The sequence below is a fragment of the Sphingomonas sp. genome (genome assembly GCF_965200105.1).
GTDB lineage: Bacteria > Pseudomonadota > Alphaproteobacteria > Sphingomonadales > Sphingomonadaceae > Solisphingomonas.
This window is the reverse complement of sequence record NZ_CBDATN010000003.1, coordinates 1-18,879: the sequence shown is the minus strand read 5'-3', so window position 1 is coordinate 18,879 and position 18,879 is coordinate 1. Positions and strand designations below refer to the sequence as shown.

The window sequence follows — 18,879 nt, the reverse complement described above, 5'->3', positions numbered from 1 at the left end:
GGCATGAGCATCGAACTCCTCTACTTCGCCTGGGTGCGCGAGCGCGTCGGCCTCGATCGCGAGGAGGTGGACGTGCCCGACGGCATCGAGGATGTCGCGGCGCTGGTCGGCTGGCTGGCGGCGCGCGGCGGCGGCTGGCGGCAGGCGCTGGGGGACCTTTCGCGGCTGCGCTACGCTGCGGACGAGGCGTTCGTAGGTGCCGATCATCCGCTCGCCGGCGTGCGCGAGCTGGCGATCTTCCCGCCGGTGACGGGCGGGTGATCCGCGCCGTCTCGACGGCCGCGCCGATCGACGTTTCGAACGAGTTCGCCGCGTTGGAGGGGCTGGGCGGCGGCGGCGTGGCGAGCTTCACCGGCGTGGTGCGCGGCGACGACGACCTCGTCGCGCTGACGCTGGAAACGCACGCGGCGATGGCGGCGCGCGCGCTGTCGGCGATCGCGGAGCAGGCGGTCGCGCGCTTCGACCTGCTCGGCGCGACGCTGATCCACCGCCATGGACGCCTCGCCGTGGGTGAGCGCATCGTGCTCGTCGGCACCGCCGCGCGCCACCGCAGCGCGGCGCTCGACGGCTGCGCCTTCCTGATCGACTGGGCGAAGACAAAGGCGCCTTACTGGAAGCGCGAGGAGTGGGCGGACGGCACCGCCCGCTGGGTGGAGGCCAGGCACGAGGACGAGGCGGCGGCCGCTGCCTGGCGCTAGGCGGCGTCGCGCAGCGCGTCGGCGAGCAGTGCGAACTCCTTGGCGCGCGGGCTGCCCTTGCGCCACGCGAGCGCGATGCGGCGCGCGGGGTGCTCGGCGTCGAGCGGCCTCGCGACCACGTCGGTGCCGTTCAGGATGCCGGCTTGGATCGCCATCTCGGGCAGGAGCGTGAGGCCAAGCCCGTTGTCGACCATCTGGACGAGCGTGTGGAGCGACGTGCCGAGCATCGCCGCCTCGCTCGCCATCTCGGGCCGGTTGCAAGCGGCGAGCGCGTGGTCCTTCAGGCAATGCCCGTCCTCCAGCAGGAGGAGGCGCGTCTCGTCGATCTCGTCGGGCGCGATCGACACGCTCTTGGCCCCCGCTTCGCGCGCGGGCATGGCGATTTGAAGCCGGTCTTCGAACAGGTCGACCGTCTCGACGTCGCCGCAGCGGAAGGGCAGGGCGAGGAGGACGCAATCGAGCCGCCCGCGCGCCAGCGAGTCGCACGCCTGCGACGACACCTCCTCGCGCAGGTACAGCTTGAGATCGGGCCAGTCGGCGCGCAGCTTGGGCAGCAGGCGCGGTAGCAGGAAGGGTGCGATCGTCGGGATGACCCCCATCCGAAGGTCGCCCGACAGCGGCTTGCCCGCCGCGCGCGCCAGATCGGCGAGCTTCTCGGCTTCGGCGAGCACGCGCCGCGCCTGACCGGCGATGCGGTCGCCGACGGGAGTGAAGCGTACTACTCGCCGAGTCCGCTCGACCAGCGGAAGGCCGAGCAGCGACTCAAGTTCGCGCAAGCCCGCCGACAGGGTCGACTGCGTCACGAACGAGGCCGCCGCCGCCTGCCCGAAATGCCCATGCTCGTGAAGCGCCACCAGATACTGGAGCTGCTTCAGCGTCGGCAGGTAAATGCTCATCAAAAAGAGCCTTACTCGATCACTGGCGGTGGAATAATCGATTTGTGCTTTTACCGAGCTTCCTGCAAGAGGGTGTGGACCCCCCCCCTTTAGGAGTGCCCCCAATGCTCACCGTCGGCGACAAGTTTCCTTCGCTTACCCTCCCCGTTCAGCAGGGCACCTCCGCGCTTCCGGCTGACGAGACGATCGACACCGGCGAGACCGGCGGGAAGTGGAAGGTCGTGTTCTACTGGCCCAAGGACTTCACCTTCATCTGCCCGACCGAGATCATCGGCTACGGCGAGCTCAAGTCCGACTTTGAGGATCGCGACGCGGTGCTGATCGGCGCGTCAACCGACACCGATTTCGTCCACTTCGCATGGCGCAAGTCCGACGAGCGGCTGGCAAACTGCGATTTCCCGTGGATCGCGGACAATTCGAAGAAGCTGGCCTCCGCGCTCGGGATCGTCGCCGAGGATGCGGGCGTCGCCTATCGCGCGACCTTCATCGTCGATCCGCACAACGTCATCCAGCACGTCACGGTGAACGGCCTTAACCAGGGCCGCAACCCGCAGGAGGCGCTCCGCGTCCTCGACGCCCTGCAGACCGACGAGCTCTGCCCCTGCAACTGGTCGCAGGGTGAAGAGGTGCTGAAGCCGGCGGCGTAACGCCTTCGGCAGGTTTTCCGGGGCGTGCGGGCCGCGCTCGCACGCCCCGGTTTTACGTCGGCAAAGGAAAGATCATGTCGCTCAAGGCGTTCGCCGAGGCTCTTCCGGATTATGCGAAGGATCTGCGGCTCAACATGGGATCACTGCTCAACGATCAGTCGCTAGGCGATCAGCGCAAGTACGGGCTGATTCTCGCCTGCGCGCACGGCACAGCATACAAGCCGATGGTCGAGGCCGCCGAGGCGGAATGCGAGGGCAAGCTGTCGCCCGAGGCTGCCAACGCGGCACGCGCGGCGGCGGCGGTGATGGCGATGAACAACGTCTACTATCGCTTCGTGCACCTGGTCTCGAACCCGGACTACGGCACGATGCCGGCCAAGCTGCGCATGAACGTGATCGGCAATCCCGGCATCGACAAGGCGGATTTCGAGCTGTTCAGCCTTGCCGTCTCGGCGATGAACGGCTGCGGGATGTGCATAGACAGTCACGAGAAGGTGTTGAAATCGCATGGCGTCGGCACCGACGTGGTGCAGGCCGGCGCGCGTGTCGGCGCGATCGTCAAGGCGGTGGCGACGGTCCACGCGACGCTCTGACCGTGGGCGCACACGCGGCGCGACACTGGCAAAGCGTCGGGCTTGTGCCTACCTCGTGATGTAACCGGACGGAGCCGCCATGTCGCTCATCGCCTACCTCGACTCGATCGCGGCGCGCGATCCTGCGCCGCGCACGCGCTGGGAGGTGCTGACCTATCCTGGCGTCTGGGCGCTGTTCTGGCACCGGATCGCGTATCGCCTTTACGGCAGGCGGCTGTTCTTCCTCGCGCGTGCGGTCAACCACTATGCGCGCGCGCGGACGGGGATCGATATCCACCCGGGCGCGACGATCGGGCGCAACTTCTTCATAGATCACGGCTTCAGCGTCATCGGCGAGACAGCCGTGATCGGCGACGACGTGACCATCTACCAGAACGCGACCTTGGGCGGCACGAACCCGGTGAACGGCGTGGCGGGCAAGCGCCACCCCACGATCCTCTCCGGGGCGGTGATCGGATCGGGCGCGCAGGTACTAGGCCCGATCACGGTCGGCGAGGGAGCGCGGATCGGCGCCAATGCCGTGGTCACGCGCGACGTGGCGGCGGGCGCGACGATGGTCGGAATCCCCGCGCGCTCGACGCTGGTCGACGCGGCGGAGACGCAGCGCTTCACGCCCTACGGCACGTGCGGGCAGATGTTCGATCCGGCGACGCAGAATCTCGAGATCATGCGTTGCGAGATTGAGCAGTTGAGGAAGCGCATAGACGAGCTCATCCGGGAACGGGACGTCGAGCCCATCGAGCGCGGCCGCGCCCGCGACGCGGATCGGGAGAGCGCGTGAGCGCGGTAGTCCCGTTTCCTCGCGGGGGCGCGGCGCCGTCGCAAATCGGCTTCGATCGGGCCGAGCTGGCCCGCATCCTCGATCTTTACGGCCGTATGGTCGCCGCCGGCCACTGGCGTGACTACGCCATCGATCTCGGCCGAGACGCCGCCGTCTTTGCAGCCTTCCGCCGCACCGCCGAGCGGCCGGAGTTCCGGATCGAGAAGCGTCCCGCGCTCCGCCTTCGCCAGGGCCAGTGGGCGCTCGTCGCGGAGCATGGCGCGGTGGTGAAGCGCGGACACGAGCTTGGGCCAGTGCTGGCGCCCGTCGAGCGCAAGCTTCTCAAGCTGGTCGAGGACTGATCGGCCGGGTTCGAGGCCGACCTTGCCGCTAGCGGTCGCGCACCCGCTCGTGATGGCGGATGACTTCCTCGATGATGAAACGCAGGAACTTCTCCGAGAAGTCCGGATCGAGCCGTGCATCCGCGGCGAGCCCGCGCAGCCGCTCGATCTGGCGCATCTCGCGGCTGGGATCGGCGGGCGGGAGTCCGGCCTCCGCCTTGTGCCGGCCGACCGCCTGCGTGACCTTGAAGCGCTCGGCCAGAAGGTAGACGAGCGCCGCGTCGATATTGTCGATGCTGCGGCGGTATCCGTCCAGAACGTCGTCGGCCATCGGTACCCCCTGAACGGGCCTCATCGCCATCCATGAGGACGCTGGCAAGCCTTGCCATCGCCCGCGCCAGCCCCCAATGCACCCGCGCATGATCGCGACCGTCCATCCCCTGCGCGGCCCCGGCCGCGCGCCCTCGCTCGATCCGCTGCTGTCGCTCGTCGCCGCCGACATGAACAAGGTGAACGGCGTTATTCTTACCCGGATGGAGAGCCACGTGCCGCTCATCCCGGAGCTCGCCGGGCACCTGATCGCGGGCGGCGGCAAGCGGATGCGGCCGATGCTGACGCTCGCCTGCGCGCGGCTCGTCGGCTATCAGGGCACCCGCCACCACCTGCTCGCCGCCACCGTGGAATTCATCCACACCGCGACGCTGCTCCACGACGACGTCGTCGACAGTTCCTCCACCAGGCGCGGGCGGCGCACCGCCAATACCATCTGGGGTAATTCCGCGAGCGTGCTGGTCGGCGACTTCCTGTTCAGCCGCGCCTTCGAGCTGATGGTCGAGGATGGCGGCCTGCGCGTACTCAAGATCCTGTCGCGCGCCTCGGCGATCATCGCCGAAGGCGAGGTGGCGCAGCTCACCGCGCAGCGTCGCATCGACACCGGCGAGGAGCGCTATCTCGCGATCATCGACGCCAAGACGGCGGCCCTGTTCGCCGCCGCCTGCCGCATCGCCGCCGTCGTCGCCGAGCGCGACGAGGCGGAGGAGGAGGCGCTCGACGCCTATGGTCGCAATCTCGGCATCGCTTTCCAGCTCGTCGACGACGCGATCGACTATGCGTCCGACCGAGGGACGATGGGCAAGGATGCCGGCGACGATTTCCGCGACGGCAAGGTGACGCTGCCCGTCATCCTCGCGCACGCGCGCGGAGACGAGGCTGACCGCGCGTTCTGGCGCGAGGCGATCACGGGTGTCCGCAACGACGAGGGGGCGCTTGTGCAAGCGATGGGCCTGCTGGAGCGCACCGGCGCCGTCGACGACACGCTCGCCCGCGCGCGCCATTACGGCCGCCGTGCGATCGACGCGCTCGGCCGCTTCCCCGACGGACGCGCGAAGGCGGCTCTGATCGAGGCGGCGGAGTTTGCGACCAGCCGCGCCTACTGACGCCGACAGACCTTCGTCATGGTCGCGCCACGACGCACGCGCTAACGGCTACGCGGTGGGGGCACGGGCGAGGAGATATGCGGCGGCGGTGATGCTCGCCACGGCGGCGGCGCGGGCGCGTGCGTCGGGTGGCGCGGACGTCGTCGACGACTCGGAAGTCGAGACGCCGGGTCACTGCCACTTGGAAGCGTGGGCGACCGACCTACCCGCCGGTGGCAGCCTCTACAATCTCGCCCCTGCCTGCACGCCCAAGCGAACACCGTGGCTGGAGATCGACGGCTTCCTCACCCATTATGATCCGGTGCGTGGCCAAGCATCGAAGGCGATCGGCTTCGGGCCCAAGATCAACCTGCGGCCTGCGGCGAGCGGGCTGGGCATCGGCATCGAGGGCTCGATCGCCATCGACGCCTCGCGGGGCAAGCCCGCCTACGTGACCGCGATGGTGCCGTTCACGCTGCCGATCGGCCCGCGCTGGATCGTGAACGCCAACATCGGCACGCAATATGTGCGCGGTGTCCACGGTCTCGGCATCACCGCCGGTACTCAGGCGGTCTATCAGCCGCCGAAGGGTCCCGAGTTGATGATCGAGACGTTCGTGGTCGGTGGCGGCCCGATCGGCCAGCAGGCGCACCTGCGCTGGACGGTGGACAGGGGTCGCATCGACCTCGACCTCATGGCATCGCGCTACCCAGATGGCGTATCGCGCCACGCCATGACGCTGGGCTTGACCATCCGGCGCTGACGGGCGCGACGCGGGGGGCTAGGGCAGGGCGGTGCTGCCGATCGACGCCGTCCTTCCCGATCTTCTCGCCGCGCTACGCCAGCGCGCCACAGCGGTTCTGGTGGCGCCGCCCGGCGCGGGCAAGACGACGGAAGTGGCGCCGGCGCTGCTCCGCGAGCCTTGGTGCGCGGGCGAGGTGCTGCTGCTCAGCCCGCGCCGTCTCGCCGCGCGCGCGGCGGCGGAGCGGATGGCGGGGCAGGCCGGCGAGGCGGTCGGCGACACGTTTGGCTATGCGACGCGGCTGGATAGCCGGCGCTCGGCGGCGACGCGGGTGACGGTGATGACGGAGGGCATCTTCGTCGCACGCATCCAGGCCGATCCCGAACTCGCCGGCGTGTCTGCCGTGCTGTTCGATGAAGTGCACGAGCGCAGCCTCGACAGCGACTTCGGCCTGGCGCTGGCGCTGGACGCGCAGGGCGCGCTCCGTCCCGATCTGCGGCTGCTGGCGATGTCGGCGACGCTCGACGGGGCCGGCTTCGCCCGGCTGATGGGCGACGGCACGCCGGTGATCGAAAGCGCGGGCCGCGCCCATCCTATAGAGATGCGCCACATCGGCCGTGATCCGGGCGCGCGGATCGAGGACGCCGTGGCCGCCGCGATCCGCCGCGGGTTGGCCGAGGGGGAGGGCGGCGTGCTCGTCTTCCTGCCCGGCGTCGCAGAGATCGAGCGCACCGCCGAGCGGCTCGACGCGCTGCCACCCGACGTCGCGCTCCACTGCCTTCACGGCAGTCTCGATCCCTCCGAGCAGCGCGCCGCGATCGCGCCCGCCGCTCCGGGTGCGCGCAAGCTGGTGCTGGCGACCGCCATCGCCGAGACCAGCCTGACGATCGATGGCGTGACGGTGGTGATCGACTCGGGCCTCGCGCGCCGACCGCGCTACGATCGCGCCGCCGGCGTGACCCGGCTCGCCACCGAGCGGGTGAGCCGCGCCGCCGCCGATCAGCGCGCTGGCCGCGCCGGCAGACAGGCGCCGGGCGTCGTCTATCGGCTGTGGGAGCAGGCGGCCACCGCTGGGCTGCCCGCCTATGATCCGCCCGAGATCATGGAGGCGGACCTCTCTGCGTTGCTGCTCGACTGCGCGATCTGGGGCGTCGCCGATCCGGCGGCGCTACGCTGGCTCGATCCGCCGCCAGCCGCCGCCGTGGCCGAGGCGCGGGCGCGGCTCGCATCGCTCGGCGCGCTCGATGCCGACGGGCGGCCGACGCCGCACGGCCGCTCGATCGCGCGGCTACCGCTGCCGCCGCGCCTCGGGCATATGCTGGCGGCGGCGCCCGATCCGGCGCTGGCGGCGGAGGTGGCGGTGCTGCTCTCCGAGCGTGGGCTCGGCGGGCCATCGGCCGACCTCGCCGAGCGGCTCGACCGCTGGCGGCGCGAGCGGGGTGGGCGGGCGGAGGCGGCGCGCGGCCTCGCCCGACGTTGGGCCAAGCTCGTGCCGCCGCGAACGGGCGAAGGCAGCGTCGCGGCCTGCGTGGCGCTCGCTTACCCTGACCGCGTCGCGCGTCGGCGCGATGCGACGGGGGAGGCATGGGTGAGCGCCGGCGGTCGCGGCTTCCGCCTCGATCCCGCGGTACTGCTCGCCCGGGCGGAGTGGCTGGCGGTGGCGGAGACGGCGGGATCGGCCGCGGGTGCGCGCATCCTCTCCGCCGCCGCGATTGACCGCATCGAGATCGAGGCGCTGTTCGCGACCCGCATCGTCGAGCATCGCGACGTCCGCTTCGTGCCCGAGACCGGCGGCGTCGTTGCGATTCGCGAGCGGCGGCTTGGCGCGCTACGCCTCTCGGGCGGGGCCGACGACGCGCCCGATCCGGCGGCGATCGCGGGAGCGTTGCTGGATGGCGTACGCGCGGGCGGGCTGACGCTGGTCGACTGGCCGGAAGCGACGGCGCGGTTGCGCGAGCGCGCCGCCTTCGCGCGGCGTTTCGATGCGTCGATCGTCGATCTCGGCGACGCGGCGCTGCTCGCCGGACTTGACGAGTGGCTGCCGCCGTTGCTCGCGGGCGTGCGCCGGCTGAGCGCGATCGACCCGGCGGCGCTCGGCGGTGCGATCGACACAGCGCTCGGCTGGGAGGGCAGGCGTGCCGTCGACCGGCTCGCGCCCGATCGCTTCGCCAGCCCGGCTGGGAGCACGCACGAGATCGACTATGCGGCCGACGCTGGCCCGACCGTTGAGCTGCGCCCGCAAGCACTGTTCGGGCTCGCCACCCACCCGACGGTGGCAGACGGGCGCGTGCCGCTCGTCCTGTCGCTCACCTCGCCGGCGGGGCGCGCGATCCAGACCACGCGAGACCTGCCGGGCTTCTGGGCGGGGAGCTGGGCCGATGTCGCGCGCGAGATGCGCGGCCGTTATCCGCGTCACCCCTGGCCCGACAATCCCGCCGCCGCCGACCCGACCTTGCGCACCAAGCGCGCCGCGCAGCGCCCTTGACGTCACTCGAGCGGCTGCGGCATCGCTCGCGCGGGTTCCAGCGTTGGGGTCGGATCATGGCGGCGCGCATCTATCAACGGGTCAAGAGCACGATGCAGTCGGGTAAGCGGCGCGTCGGCCAGTGGACGCTGGAATTCGAGCCCGCGGAGGCCAAGCGCGCCGATCCGCTGACGGGCTGGGCGGGATCGGGCGATACCCGCGAGCAGGTGCGGATCACCTTCGATTCGTTGGAGGCGGCGACCGGCTACGCGGATCATCACGGCATCCCGGCGACGGTGATCCCCGGGCATGAGCGCAAGCTGCAGATCCAAGCCTATGCCGACAATTTCATCGTCGGCCCGATCACGCCCGCCGGCGACTAGGCCTCTGCCAGGAAGCCGGCACCGAGCAGCAGCAGCAGCTTGACGTCGATCATCGCGCCCGCCGCGCGCCGTTCCGCCACGTACGCGGAGACGCGCCCGAGCGGCACGCGATGGACGGTGATGCCCTCGCCCTCTATGCCGCCGCCGTCGCCCGTCTTCTTGAGGCCCGAGCAGCGTACCAGCGTGAACGTCTCGGAGACCATGCCGGGCGAGGAGGCGAACTCGCCCAGCTCCTCGATCGTGGCGGCGCGATAGCCGGTCTCCTCCTCCAGCTCACGGCGTGCGGCGTCGATCACGTTCTCGCCTTCCCGCTCGTCGCCGATCAGGCCGGCGGGCAGCTCCAGGCAATCGCGCCCGATCGGCACGCGATACTGCTCGACGAGCAGGACGTGGCCGTCGTGGATCGCGAGCATGACGGCAGCGCGGATGCCCCGCGCGCGCGACACATATTCCCAGCGCCCTTGCTGGCGGACCTTGATGAAGCGCCCCTCCCAGCGCGTCTCGACGGGGGCGTCGCGATCGGGGTCGTGGGCGGGGTCGGTCATAGCAGGATCAGTCTGTCAGGAAGCTCGTTGGTGTCGTCCGGAGAACGCGGGAAATGCTCGGCCAGCACCGCGCCGATCCGCTCTACCGCGTCGATCATGCCCTCGGCCGGCCGGCCATCGCGTACGCCGGCGACTAGCAGCGCCATCGCCGCGCCCCACGTCTCCGGCGCCACCCGTTCGTTGATCGCCGCATCCGCAACGATCTCGGCGCGCCGCTCGGCCAGCGACAGGTAGACGAGCACGCCCGTCCTTGCGCGCGTGCGGCTCTCCACGCTCAGGCGGAACAGGAGGATGGCACGGCGGCGCACCCGGCGCGTGGCGGTGCCGGCGGGGATCATCGCGCGCCGCACCGCCGGCGCGCCGAACAGCAGCCGCCCGGCCACGAACAGCAGCGTCGCCAGCAACAGCAGCACGAACAGCAGCTCGCCGAGCGTCGGCACGCTCCAACCGCCACGCACACCGGCGAGCAGCGCGACCCACGGCCCCGGCGACGCCGCCGCCAGCGCCAGCCCCAACAGGGCGAGCAGCATCGACCAGTGCGCGACCACGTCGCCATAGCCATCGGACTCGGGCGCGATCACCGTCACGATCTCGCCGTCGCTCCGCGCCTCGGCGGCGGCGACGGCGGCCGCGACGCGTGTCCGCTCGGTATCGCTCAGCATCACCAGCCCCCCGAGGCGCCGCCGCCGCCGCCCGATCCGCCGCCGCCGCCGGTGAAGCCGCCGCCCATCCAGCCGCCGCCGCCGTCGGACAAGCCGCCGCCGAAGCCGCCGCCGCTCCAGCCGCCGCGCCGGCTGTCAGACAGTGCATCGAGTGCCGACCACATCAGGATCGGGCCGAGCCCGCCGCCCCCGCCGCCGTAGCGCGTGCCCCGCCGTCTGAGGCCGCTCAGTACCACGAAGCCGATCACGAACAGCCAGAAAACAAGGCCCCACGGCACGCCGTCGCCGCCCGATCGCGCGTGCGCCTTGTTCCACGCGGCGATCGCCGCCTGCTCCTTGGCGCGCGCCTGGTCGTCGGGCTGCGAAAGGATGTCGGCGATGGCGTCGGCGCCGGCATCGATGCCGCCGGGCATGTCGCCGGCCTTGAAGGCCGGCAGGATCTTCGTCTGGATGATGATACTGGAATAGGCGTCGGTCAGCACACCCTCCACGCCGTAGCCAGTCTCGATGCCGACCTTCCGCTCGGCGGGCGCGACGAGCAGGATCGTGCCGTTGTTGGCGCCCTTCAACCCCACTCCCCAGGCGCGCAGCAGCGCCACGCCATATTGCTGTACGTCCTGCCCGCCGAGCGTCGGCACGGTGGCGACGACGAGCTGGCGCCCGGTGCGCTGCTGGAGGCCTTGCAGCTTCGCGGTCAGCGCCGCCTCGCGATCGTCGGGGATCACATTCGCCGCATCGACGACGAGCCCGGTGAACTTGGGAAACTCCTGCGCGCGCGCCGCTCCGGCAATCAGCAGCAGCGCGAGCGCGACTAGCCATGCCAGCAAGCGCGGATCGGCGGCGACCCGGACAGGGCGGGCGAGCGTCACGCCCGCCTCAGAAGCTCACCTTGGGCGCTTCCTCGGCGTTGGCGGCGGTGGCCTTGAACGGGGTGATCGGCTTGGCGCCGTAGATCAGCTTGGCGCCGATCGCGTCGGGGAAGGTGCGGATGCGCGTATTATAGTCCTGCACCGCCTGGTTGTAATCCGAGCGCGCGACCGCGATGCGGTTCTCGGTGCCTTCGAGCTGCGACTGGAGTGCCACGAACTGCTCGTTGGCCTTGAGATCGGGATAGGCCTCCTGCACCGCCAGCAGCCGCCCGAGCGCGCCGGAGAGCTGGTTTTGCGCGTCCTGGAAGGCCTTCACCTTGGCGGGATCGGAGAGGTCGTCGGCGTTGAGCGTCACCGAGGTTGCCTTGGCGCGCGCGTTGGTGACGCCTTCCAGCGTCGACTGCTCGTGCGTGGCGTAGCCCTTCACGGTCGCGACGAGGTTCGGCACCAGATCGGCGCGCCGCTGATACTGGTTCTCGACGTCCGCCCACTTGGCCTTGGCGTTCTCCTCCGCGGTAGGGATCGCGTTGACCCCGCAGCCGGCGAGCGCGAGCGTGGCGAAGGGCGCGGTGAGGACGAGGCGCGAGCGGATCATGGCTTTGGTGGCTCCCCAGGTGTCTGGCGGAGGCAATACACTCGCGTCGGGCTGGTCGCAACGGCGCTTGCGGGGTCGAAACCAGATGATACGCTCAGCAAAGGACGCGGCGAGGGGAGGCCAGGAATGTTGTCTGAGTTCAAGAAGTTCATCATGCGGGGCAACGTCCTCGATCTCGCGGTCGCCGTCATCATCGGCGCCGCGTTCAACAAGATCGTCACTTCGCTCACCGAAGACGTGCTGATGCCGGTGATCGGCCGCGTCTTCGGCGGGCTTGATTTCTCAGGCTACTTCCTCGTGCTGGCGCCTGCCAAGGTGCCGTCCGCGCTCGCCGGCTCCAGCGACTATGCCGCGCTCAAGAAGGCGGGCGTGCCGCTGCTCGGCTACGGCGAGTTCATCACCCAGGCGGTCAACTTCCTGATCGTCGCCTTTATCGTATTCCTGATCGTGCGAGCCGTGAACAGGCTGGTCCGCCTCCACGAGAAGCCGGTCGAGATCGCGGCCGCGCCCGATGCGGCGGACGTGGTGCTGCTGCGCGAGATCAGGGACGAGCTGCGACGCCGGTGACGAGGTTGCGGCCGGAGCCTGGCAGGTCTATATCGTTCTCGCTTGCTTCGGCGGCTATGGTGATAAACGGTGTCGTGAAATAGATGCAGCGGACCCGGGGGCAGTACCCGGCGGCTCCACCAAAAGCGCCGGCAACGGGGCTTCTGACGGGGCCGAACCAGGATCGACGTGTATTCAAAGACGATATTTTTGCCCGGCCTGATTGAGCCGTTAAACCGATCAAATCCACAAGTGCCAACGACAACGAGGCGCTTGCCCTGGCCGCGTAACAAGTCCTAACGGATAAGTTACTTCAACCAGAGCGCGGTTGGTCCGCACCGGGCAACAGAAGCGGTATCCAGCGGCACGGGGGGTGCCGGGCAACAGAAACCCCCCACCTTCCTATAGCGCTACTCCGTCACCCAGGACTGGATCAGGGGTCCAGCTTCTCACGGCCAGACGCAGCGGGATGCCTGCCGGATCAATTCCAGGATACGAGCTGCGGCGACGTACCGGGCACTGCGCCGGACCTCCTAGCCGTTCGCCCTGACCCTGTCGAAGGGCTGCCTTGCCTTCGTCCAGGAAGGGCAGGGCTTCGACAGGCTCAGCCCGAACCGGGTGGTTGCGAGAATGGGTAGCGGCGGTCCGGTCCGGTAGGGCGCGTGGCGCATCAGTCGGCCCTGTCGATCGGAGAGGGCGGTGGCCTCCCGATCAAGCCTGGCGACACCGGGCCGCCACTGGCCATGGGGCCTTGGAGGTGCGCCGACACCGCTCACGCCGCAACGAAGAAGGGCTCCCAACAAAGAAGGGCCCCCGTCGCCGGGAGCCCTTCTCGGTCAGGCCTGTGGGCCGGATCAGTCGTCGTCGCGGGTGAGGAAGGCCGGCGCGAACTCGGGCGCGGGGCCCTCGTTGCCGCCTTCGCCGCGATCGCGACGCGGCCCACCATCGCGGCGGGGCCCGCGATCGCCGCCTTCGCCGCGCGGGCCACGATCGCCGCCGTCACGGCGGGGACCACGATCACCATCGCGACGCGGGCCGCGATCGCCGCCACCGCCGCCATCGCGACGCGGGCCGCGATCGGAGCGCGGCTCACGCGGCTCGCGCGGCGGACGCGTGTCCTCCAACTCGGCGCCGGTCTCCTGATCGACGACGCGCATCGACAGGCGGACCTTACCGCGCTGGTCGATTTCCAGCACCTTGACCTTCACGGCCTGGCCCTCGGTAAGCGCGTCCGCCACCTTCTCGACGCGCTCGTTCCTGATCTCGGAGACGTGGACGAGCCCGTCCTTGCCACCCATGAAGTTCACGAACGCGCCGAAATCGACGAGGTTGACGACCTTGCCGTCATAGACCTTGCCTACCTCGGCCTCGGCGGTGAGGCCGATGATCCAGGCCTTTGCGGCCTCGATCTGCGCGGGATCGGAAGACGAGATCTTGACGGTGCCGTCGTCGTCGATGTCCACCTTGGCGCCGGTGGTGGCGACGATCTCGCGGATCACCTTGCCGCCGGTGCCGATCACGTCGCGGATCTTGTCCTTGGGCACCTGGATGCTCTCGATCCGGGGCGCGTGCGCGGACAACTCGCCGCGCGTTTGGTCGAGCGCCTTGGCCATCTCGCCGAGGATGTGGTCGCGGCCGCCCTTCGCCTGGGCGAGCGCGTCGCGCATGATCTCCTCGGTGATGCCGGCGATCTTGATGTCCATCTGAAGGCTGGTGATGCCCTCCGACGTGCCCGCCACCTTGAAGTCCATGTCGCCGAGATGATCCTCGTCGCCGAGGATGTCGGACAGGATCGCGTAGTCCTTGCCTTCCAGGATCAGGCCCATCGCGATGCCCGAGACCGGCCGCTTGATCGGCACGCCGGCGTCCATCAGCGCGAGCGACCCGCCGCACACCGTCGCCATCGACGAGGAGCCGTTGCTCTCCGTAATGTCGGAGGTGAGGCGGATCGTGTAGGGGAACTCCTCCTTCGTCGGCAGCACGCCGTGGAGCGCGCGCCAGGCGAGCTTGCCGTGGCCGATCTCGCGGCGGCCCGGCGCGCCGAAGCGGCCGACCTCGCCCACCGAGTAGGGCGGGAAGTTGTAGTGCAGCATGAAGTGCTCGTAGCGCAGCCCGTTCAGGCCATCGATCATCTGCTCGGACTCCTTGGTGCCGAGCGTGCAGGTAGCGATGGTCTGCGTCTCGCCGCGCGTGAACAGCGCCGAGCCGTGGGCGCGCGGCAGGAAGTGCGCGAGCGCCTCGATCGGGCGCACCGTCTTGGTGTCGCGGCCGTCGATGCGGCGGCCGTCCTTCAGGATCGCGCCGCGTACGATATCGGCCTCAAGCTTCTTCACGAGCTTCAAGGTGCCGAGATACTGCGCCGGATCGCTCTCCTTCAGGCTCGCGAACGCCTCGCGCGCCTTGGTGCGTGCGGCGTTGACCGCGTTCTGGCGCTGCTGCTTGTCGGTGAGCTTGTAGGCGGCAGTGAGATCGTCGCCGATCGCGGCGCGCAGCTTGGCCATCGACTCCGACTTGTCGGCGACGGGGGCCAGTTCCCAAGGCTCCTTCGCGGCCTTCTCCGCGAGTTGGATGATCGCGTCGATCACGGTGCGGCTCGCCTCGTGCGCGAACACGACGGCGCCGAGCATCACGTCCTCGGAAAGCTCCTTGGCCTCCGATTCCACCATCATGACCGCGTCCTGCGTGGCGGCGACGACGAGGTCGAGCTCGCCCCCCGCGACCTCGGCGTCGGTCGGGTTGAGCTGATACTCGCCGTCCTTGTAGCCGACGCGTGCGCAGCCGATCGGGCCCATGAAGGGCACGCCCGAGATGGTGAGCGCGGCGGACGCGGCCACCATCGCCAGGATGTCGGGCTCGTTCTCGCCGTCATAGGAGAGAACGTGGCAGATCACGTTGATCTCGTTGTAGAAGCCTTCCGGGAACAGCGGGCGGATCGGCCGGTCGATGAGGCGGGAGACCAGCGTCTCCTTCTCGGTGGCGCCGCGCTCGCGCTTGAAGAAGCCGCCCGGAATGCGACCGGAGGAGAAATACTTCTCCTGATAATGGACGGTCAGGGGAAAGAAATCCTGCCCCTCCTTCACGGTGCGCGCGGCCGTCACGGCACACAGCACCACCGTCTCGCCGAGCGTCGCGAGAACCGCGCCGTCGGCCTGGCGCGCCACGCGCCCGGTCTCCAGCGTCAGCGGCTTGCCGCCCCACTGGATCTCGACCTTCTGGGTATCGAACATTCGTTTTCCTTCAGACCGCGCGCCCTATGCGTCGCGGGGCCTCATCTGCGGGCTATCCGGCCCGCGTCGGTTCGGAGCCTGTTGTCGCGGCTCCCGGAGGCGATGCGGCCGGATTGCCGGGCCCCCCATGCGAAACGGCCCGCCGGGTGAGCGGGCCGTTCCGAAATCCTTACTTGCGCAGCCCGAGCTTGGAGATCAGGTCCGCGTAGCGCTGCACGTCCTTCTTCTTGAGATAGTCGAGCAGCGTGCGCCGCTTGTTGACCATCATCAGCAGGCCGCGGCGCGAATGGTTGTCCTTGGCATGGCCCTTGAAGTGCTCGGTCAGGTTCTTGATGCGCTCCGTCAGGATCGCGACCTGGATCTCGGGGCTGCCGGTATCCCCCGAGCCACGCGCATTCTCTTCGATGACCGCGCTCTTGCGCTCCGCCGTGATCGACATTCGTGTCAGTCCTTCGACATCGGGTTACAGGTTGAAGCCGCGCACCACCGTCATCCCCGTCCCGTCGTGATCGACGAGGGCGACCGGAACAGAGCGGTCGGTCGCGAGGTACGGGCCCGGTGGCGCTGGCGTCCCGATCACCCGGCGCCCTTGGCGGAGCGCCGCTGCCTGATCGGGGGTGAGGGCGAAGGCCGGGATGTCGTCCAGCCCCGCACTCAGCGGCAGGAGTGCCTGTTCAAGTGCGCGGGCCTTAGCCAGTTCGGCCAAAATGTCGAGCGAAATCGCCTCGGCGAGCCCGAAAGGGCCGGCCCGCGTGCGGCGGAGCATCGTGACGTGGCCAACGGTGCCGAGCGCGTGCGCGATGTCGCGCGCAAGGCTGCGGATGTATGTGCCTTTCGAGACGGCGGCTTCGAGCGTGACGTCATCCTCCCCTGCAAGGGGAGGGGGACCGCCGCAGGCGGTGGAGGGGTGCGGCGCAGCGTCGCTACCCCTCCACCACGCTTCGCGCGGTTCCCCTCCCCTGGAAGGGGAGGATCGAAGATCGCGTACCGTCACTTGCCGGCTCGCCAGCGTGACCGCCTCGCCGCTGCGCGCGAGATCGTAGGCGCGGCGGCCTTCCACTTTCAGCGCGGAGTAGGCGGGAGGCACCTGCTCGGTCGCGCCGGTGAAGCTCGGCAGCACCGCCTCCACTTGCGCGAGCGCAGGCCGCACGTCGCTGGTCGCGATCACCGCGCCCTCGGCGTCGAGCGTGTCGGTCTCCTCTCCGAACCGAACGGTGAAGGCATAGGCCTTGTCGCTGTCCAGCGCGCGGCCGCACAGCTTGGTCGCCTCACCAAGCGCCACCGGCAGCACGCCCGACGCCAGCGGATCGAGCGTGCCGCCGTGGCCCACCTTCACCTTGGCGTAGCCGCCGTCGCGCAGCGCGCGCTTGACGCGCGAGACGATGTCGGTGGATCCCGGCCCGACCGGCTTGTCGATCACCAGCCAACCGTGGAGCGCAGGACCAAGCCGGGGCGCCCTGTTGTGCGCCGTCATTCGCCGTCGAGGTCGCGCGCCACGTCGGGGCGGCGGAGCAGCGCGTCGATGTGGCTGCCCTCCTCGAAGCTCTCGTCACCGACAAATTTGAGCCTGGCGGCGAACTTCATGTTCACCCGCGCCGCCACCTCGCGCTGGAGGTAGGCGGTGTTGGTGCGCAGCGCCTTCAGCACGGCAGGCTCGTCGGCGCCGAGCAGCGGCTTCACGAACACGGTGGCGTGGCGCAGATCGGGCGACATGCGCACCTCCGTCACCGAGACGCTGTGCTGGCTGAGCGTCTCGTCATGCACGTCGCCGCGCATCAGCACTTCCGACAACACATGCCGTACCTGCTCGCCGACGCGGAGCAGGCGGACCGAGCGATCGCCGGCGGTATCGTTGTGGCGCATCACCTAAGCTCCCTCTCCCCTCGGGGAGAGGGGTGGGGTGAGGGGCCGCGCCGGCGGGCGCGATCCGGACTTGGCGGAGGGAAGCTCGGCTCACGCCCTCATCCCCGACCCTCCCCCGCGTGCGGGAGAGGGAGTATCTCACAGCGTCCGCTCGCGCATCTCCACCTCGAACGTCTCCAGGAAATCGCCCGCCTTGATGTCGGTGTGGCTCTCGAAAGTCACGCCGCACTCCAGGCCGGCGCGGACCTCGGGGACGTCGTCCTTGAAGCGGCGCAGCGAGGCAATCGTGCCGTTGTAGATGATGACGTCCTCGCGCGTGATGCGGGCGCGCAGCGCCTTGCGGATGAAGCCCTCGACCACCAGAAGGCCGGCCGCGCGGCCGTGTTTGCCCGCCGAGAACACCTCGCGCACCTCGGCGCGGCCGACGACCGTCTCGATCGCCTCCGGCCCGAGCTGTCCGGCCATCGCGGCGCGGATCTCGTCGAGCAGATCGTAGATCACGTCGTAATATTTCAACGCGACCTGATCGCGGGTCGCGATCTCGCGCGCCTTGGCGTTGGCGCGCACGTTGAAGCCGATGATCGGCGCCTTGGACGCCGCCGCCAGCGTGACGTCGCTCTCGGTGATGCCGCCGACGCCAGAGTGCAGGATGCGCACCTGGATGAGATCGGTCGAGATCTTGTTGAGCGACCCGACGATCGCCTCGACGGAGCCTTGCGTATCCGCCTTCACCACCACCGGATATTGCTGCGCCTGCTTTTCGCGGAACTGCGAGAACATGGACTCGAGCGATGCCGGCGCGTTGGTGGTGCGCTTGCGCTGGATCACGCCGGCGCGATACTCGGCGACCTCACGGGCGCGCGCCTCGTTCTCCACCACCGACAGCGGATCGCCCGCGCCGGGCACGCCCGACAGGCCGAGGATCTCCACCGGCTGCGATGGGCCCGCCGTCTTCACCTGCGCGCCCTTGTCGTCGATCAGCGCGCGTACCTTGCCGCTCTCCGCGCCGACGACGAAGATGTCGCCGACCTTGAGCGTGCCGCGCCGCACCAGCACCGTCGCCACCGGACCACGACCCTTGTCGAGCTTGGCCTCGATGACCGAGCCCTCGGCCTCGCGGTCGGGATTGGCGCGCAGTTCGAGCAGCTCCGACTGGAGCAGGATCTTCTCGATCAGCTCGTCCAAGCCCGTCTTGGCGAGCGCGGAGACCTCGACCTCCTGCACGTCGCCGCCCATGCTCTCGACCTGGACGTCGTACTGGAGCAGCGCCTCGCGCACCTTTTGTGCATTGCCACCGGGCTTGTCGACCTTGTTGATCGCCACGATCATCGGCTTGGCGGCCGCGCGCGTGTGGTTGATCGCCTCGATCGTCTGCGGGCGGATGCCATCGTCGGCGGCCACCACGATCACGACGATGTCGGTCACGTCGGCGCCGCGCGCGCGCATGTCGCTGAACGCCTCGTGGCCCGGCGTGTCGAGGAAGGTGACGCGATCACCGGTGGACACCGTGATCTGATAGGCGCCTATATGCTGGGTGATGCCGCCCGCCTCGCCGGCCGCGACGTCGGTGCCGCGCAGCGCGTCGAGCAGCGACGTCTTGCCGTGATCGACATGGCCCATGATCGTCACCACC

General features: G+C 69.6%; 22 protein-coding genes and 1 other RNA gene. 12 read left to right on the top strand and 11 right to left on the bottom strand.

Features of this window, described 5'->3' with window-relative positions; translation table 11 throughout:
* Positions 1 to 3: 3 nt before the first annotated feature.
* Positions 4 to 261, top strand: a complete 258-nt coding sequence (moaD, locus tag ACOFKX_RS12725; RefSeq protein WP_419827455.1) for a molybdopterin converting factor subunit 1 — start codon at positions 4 to 6, stop codon at positions 259 to 261.
* Positions 258 to 698, top strand: coding sequence for a molybdenum cofactor biosynthesis protein MoaE (locus ACOFKX_RS12720; RefSeq protein ID WP_419827454.1), 441 nt, complete (start codon positions 258 to 260; stop codon positions 696 to 698). The genes moaD and ACOFKX_RS12720 overlap by 4 nt, the downstream gene beginning before the upstream one ends.
* On the opposite strand, the gene ACOFKX_RS12715 is transcribed toward ACOFKX_RS12720, so the two are convergent.
* Positions 695 to 1,594 (bottom strand): hydrogen peroxide-inducible genes activator, encoded by a 900-nt coding sequence (locus ACOFKX_RS12715; protein WP_419827453.1) that lies wholly within the window; start codon positions 1,592 to 1,594, stop codon positions 695 to 697. The two genes, ACOFKX_RS12720 and ACOFKX_RS12715, sit on opposite strands and share 4 nt — an antisense overlap.
* A 104-nt stretch (positions 1,595 to 1,698) precedes the next feature.
* Here ACOFKX_RS12715 and ACOFKX_RS12710 point away from each other — a divergent pair, with 104 nt between their 5' ends.
* The 4 genes from ACOFKX_RS12710 (at position 1,699) to ACOFKX_RS12695 (ending at position 3,956) form a co-directional block, all read left to right on the top strand.
* Positions 1,699 to 2,241: a peroxiredoxin gene (locus ACOFKX_RS12710; protein WP_419827452.1), complete on the top strand. Its 543-nt coding sequence runs from the start codon at positions 1,699 to 1,701 to the stop codon at positions 2,239 to 2,241.
* A gap of 74 nt (positions 2,242 to 2,315) precedes the next feature.
* Positions 2,316 to 2,834 carry a carboxymuconolactone decarboxylase family protein gene (locus ACOFKX_RS12705; RefSeq protein WP_419827451.1) on the top strand — a complete coding sequence of 173 codons (519 nt, stop codon included), beginning with the start codon at positions 2,316 to 2,318 and terminating at the stop codon, positions 2,832 to 2,834.
* A 79-nt stretch (positions 2,835 to 2,913) separates the two neighbouring features.
* Positions 2,914 to 3,615 (top strand): serine O-acetyltransferase EpsC, encoded by a 702-nt coding sequence (gene epsC / locus ACOFKX_RS12700; protein WP_419827450.1) that lies wholly within the window; start codon positions 2,914 to 2,916, stop codon positions 3,613 to 3,615.
* On the top strand, positions 3,612 to 3,956 hold the full coding sequence (locus ACOFKX_RS12695) for a DUF2794 domain-containing protein (protein WP_419827449.1): 345 nt from the start codon (positions 3,612 to 3,614) through the stop codon (positions 3,954 to 3,956). Before epsC ends, ACOFKX_RS12695 begins: the two co-directional genes overlap by 4 nt.
* A gap of 28 nt (positions 3,957 to 3,984) precedes the next feature.
* Here ACOFKX_RS12695 and ACOFKX_RS12690 read toward each other — a convergent pair whose 3' ends face one another.
* Positions 3,985 to 4,266: a chorismate mutase gene (locus ACOFKX_RS12690; RefSeq protein WP_419827448.1), complete on the bottom strand. Its 282-nt coding sequence runs from the start codon at positions 4,264 to 4,266 to the stop codon at positions 3,985 to 3,987.
* Positions 4,267 to 4,354: 88 nt separating this feature from the next.
* Between ACOFKX_RS12690 and ACOFKX_RS12685 the strand changes: the two genes are divergently transcribed.
* The 4 genes from ACOFKX_RS12685 to ACOFKX_RS12670 are packed head-to-tail and all read left to right on the top strand — an operon-like array spanning position 4,355 to position 8,939.
* On the top strand, positions 4,355 to 5,371 hold the full coding sequence (locus tag ACOFKX_RS12685; RefSeq protein WP_419827447.1) for a polyprenyl synthetase family protein: 1,017 nt from the start codon (positions 4,355 to 4,357) through the stop codon (positions 5,369 to 5,371).
* Positions 5,372 to 5,426: 55 nt separating this feature from the next.
* Entirely contained in the window at positions 5,427 to 6,113 is a 687-nt protein-coding gene (locus ACOFKX_RS12680) for a hypothetical protein (protein ID WP_419827446.1), read from the top strand.
* A 31-nt stretch (positions 6,114 to 6,144) separates the two neighbouring features.
* Positions 6,145 to 8,577 (top strand): ATP-dependent helicase HrpB, encoded by a 2,433-nt coding sequence (gene hrpB, locus ACOFKX_RS12675; protein WP_419827445.1) that lies wholly within the window; start codon positions 6,145 to 6,147, stop codon positions 8,575 to 8,577.
* Positions 8,578 to 8,633: 56 nt separating this feature from the next.
* Positions 8,634 to 8,939 carry an ETC complex I subunit gene (locus ACOFKX_RS12670; protein WP_419827444.1) on the top strand — a complete coding sequence of 102 codons (306 nt, stop codon included), beginning with the start codon at positions 8,634 to 8,636 and terminating at the stop codon, positions 8,937 to 8,939.
* Here ACOFKX_RS12670 and ACOFKX_RS12665 read toward each other — a convergent pair.
* Genes ACOFKX_RS12665 through ACOFKX_RS12650 form a run of 4 tightly spaced genes read right to left on the bottom strand, consistent with a single transcriptional unit; the run spans position 8,936 to position 11,610 of the window.
* Positions 8,936 to 9,484 (bottom strand): NUDIX hydrolase, encoded by a 549-nt coding sequence (locus tag ACOFKX_RS12665; protein WP_419827443.1) that lies wholly within the window; start codon positions 9,482 to 9,484, stop codon positions 8,936 to 8,938. The genes ACOFKX_RS12670 and ACOFKX_RS12665 overlap by 4 nt on opposite strands.
* Entirely contained in the window at positions 9,481 to 10,146 is a 666-nt protein-coding gene (locus tag ACOFKX_RS12660) for a TPM domain-containing protein (RefSeq protein WP_419827442.1), read from the bottom strand. Before ACOFKX_RS12660 ends, ACOFKX_RS12665 begins: the two co-directional genes overlap by 4 nt.
* The gene (locus ACOFKX_RS12655) at positions 10,146 to 11,015 is read right to left on the bottom strand and encodes a TPM domain-containing protein (protein ID WP_419827441.1); all 870 of its coding nucleotides are present in this window, start codon (positions 11,013 to 11,015) and stop codon (positions 10,146 to 10,148) included. Before ACOFKX_RS12655 ends, ACOFKX_RS12660 begins: the two co-directional genes overlap by 1 nt.
* Positions 11,016 to 11,022: 7 nt before the next feature.
* Complete coding sequence (locus ACOFKX_RS12650; protein ID WP_419827440.1) at positions 11,023 to 11,610, bottom strand: LemA family protein; 588 nt, start codon at positions 11,608 to 11,610, stop codon at positions 11,023 to 11,025.
* A gap of 126 nt (positions 11,611 to 11,736) precedes the next feature.
* On the opposite strand from ACOFKX_RS12650, the gene mscL reads away from it, so the two are divergent.
* Both mscL and ssrA read left to right on the top strand, forming a co-directional pair.
* Positions 11,737 to 12,177, top strand: coding sequence for a large conductance mechanosensitive channel protein MscL (gene mscL, locus ACOFKX_RS12645; RefSeq protein WP_419827439.1), 441 nt, complete (start codon positions 11,737 to 11,739; stop codon positions 12,175 to 12,177).
* 1 nt (position 12,178) lies between these two features.
* Positions 12,179 to 12,555: a transfer-messenger RNA gene (gene ssrA, locus ACOFKX_RS12640) on the top strand.
* A gap of 455 nt (positions 12,556 to 13,010) precedes the next feature.
* Here the strand turns inward: ssrA and pnp are convergent.
* From pnp to infB, 5 genes are all read right to left on the bottom strand, one after another.
* Positions 13,011 to 15,383 (bottom strand): polyribonucleotide nucleotidyltransferase, encoded by a 2,373-nt coding sequence (pnp, locus tag ACOFKX_RS12635; RefSeq protein ID WP_419827438.1) that lies wholly within the window; start codon positions 15,381 to 15,383, stop codon positions 13,011 to 13,013.
* A gap of 169 nt (positions 15,384 to 15,552) precedes the next feature.
* Positions 15,553 to 15,822: a 30S ribosomal protein S15 gene (gene rpsO, locus ACOFKX_RS12630; protein ID WP_419827437.1), complete on the bottom strand. Its 270-nt coding sequence runs from the start codon at positions 15,820 to 15,822 to the stop codon at positions 15,553 to 15,555.
* A gap of 24 nt (positions 15,823 to 15,846) precedes the next feature.
* Positions 15,847 to 16,857, bottom strand: a complete 1,011-nt coding sequence (gene truB, locus ACOFKX_RS12625; RefSeq protein ID WP_419827436.1) for a tRNA pseudouridine(55) synthase TruB — start codon at positions 16,855 to 16,857, stop codon at positions 15,847 to 15,849.
* Positions 16,854 to 17,246, bottom strand: a complete 393-nt coding sequence (gene rbfA, locus ACOFKX_RS12620) for a 30S ribosome-binding factor RbfA (RefSeq protein WP_419827435.1) — start codon at positions 17,244 to 17,246, stop codon at positions 16,854 to 16,856. The genes truB and rbfA overlap by 4 nt, the downstream gene beginning before the upstream one ends.
* A gap of 138 nt (positions 17,247 to 17,384) precedes the next feature.
* On the bottom strand, positions 17,385 to 18,879 hold a 1,495-nt coding region (infB, locus tag ACOFKX_RS12615), incomplete at its 5' end, for a translation initiation factor IF-2 (protein ID WP_419827434.1).

Bases quoted from the DNA above. Each gene is read 5' to 3' on its own strand.
- moaD (WP_419827455.1), top strand. From the start codon at position 4: ATGAGCATCGAACTCCTCTACTTCGCCTGGGTGCGCGAGCGCGTCGGC.
- ACOFKX_RS12715 (WP_419827453.1), bottom strand. From the start codon at position 1,594: ATGAGCATTTACCTGCCGACGCTGAAGCAGCTCCAGTATCTGGTGGCG.
- ACOFKX_RS12710 (WP_419827452.1), top strand. From the start codon at position 1,699: ATGCTCACCGTCGGCGACAAGTTTCCTTCGCTTACCCTCCCCGTTCAG.
- ACOFKX_RS12705 (WP_419827451.1), top strand. From the start codon at position 2,316: ATGTCGCTCAAGGCGTTCGCCGAGGCTCTTCCGGATTATGCGAAGGAT.
- epsC (WP_419827450.1), top strand. From the start codon at position 2,914: ATGTCGCTCATCGCCTACCTCGACTCGATCGCGGCGCGCGATCCTGCG.
- ACOFKX_RS12690 (WP_419827448.1), bottom strand. From the start codon at position 4,266: ATGGCCGACGACGTTCTGGACGGATACCGCCGCAGCATCGACAATATC.
- ACOFKX_RS12685 (WP_419827447.1), top strand. From the start codon at position 4,355: ATGATCGCGACCGTCCATCCCCTGCGCGGCCCCGGCCGCGCGCCCTCG.
- ACOFKX_RS12670 (WP_419827444.1), top strand. From the start codon at position 8,634: ATGGCGGCGCGCATCTATCAACGGGTCAAGAGCACGATGCAGTCGGGT.
- ACOFKX_RS12665 (WP_419827443.1), bottom strand. From the start codon at position 9,484: ATGACCGACCCCGCCCACGACCCCGATCGCGACGCCCCCGTCGAGACG.
- ACOFKX_RS12660 (WP_419827442.1), bottom strand. From the start codon at position 10,146: ATGCTGAGCGATACCGAGCGGACACGCGTCGCGGCCGCCGTCGCCGCC.
- ACOFKX_RS12650 (WP_419827440.1), bottom strand. From the start codon at position 11,610: ATGATCCGCTCGCGCCTCGTCCTCACCGCGCCCTTCGCCACGCTCGCG.
- mscL (WP_419827439.1), top strand. From the start codon at position 11,737: ATGTTGTCTGAGTTCAAGAAGTTCATCATGCGGGGCAACGTCCTCGAT.
- pnp (WP_419827438.1), bottom strand. From the start codon at position 15,383: ATGTTCGATACCCAGAAGGTCGAGATCCAGTGGGGCGGCAAGCCGCTG.
- rpsO (WP_419827437.1), bottom strand. From the start codon at position 15,822: ATGTCGATCACGGCGGAGCGCAAGAGCGCGGTCATCGAAGAGAATGCG.
- truB (WP_419827436.1), bottom strand. From the start codon at position 16,857: ATGACGGCGCACAACAGGGCGCCCCGGCTTGGTCCTGCGCTCCACGGT.
- rbfA (WP_419827435.1), bottom strand. From the start codon at position 17,246: ATGCGCCACAACGATACCGCCGGCGATCGCTCGGTCCGCCTGCTCCGC.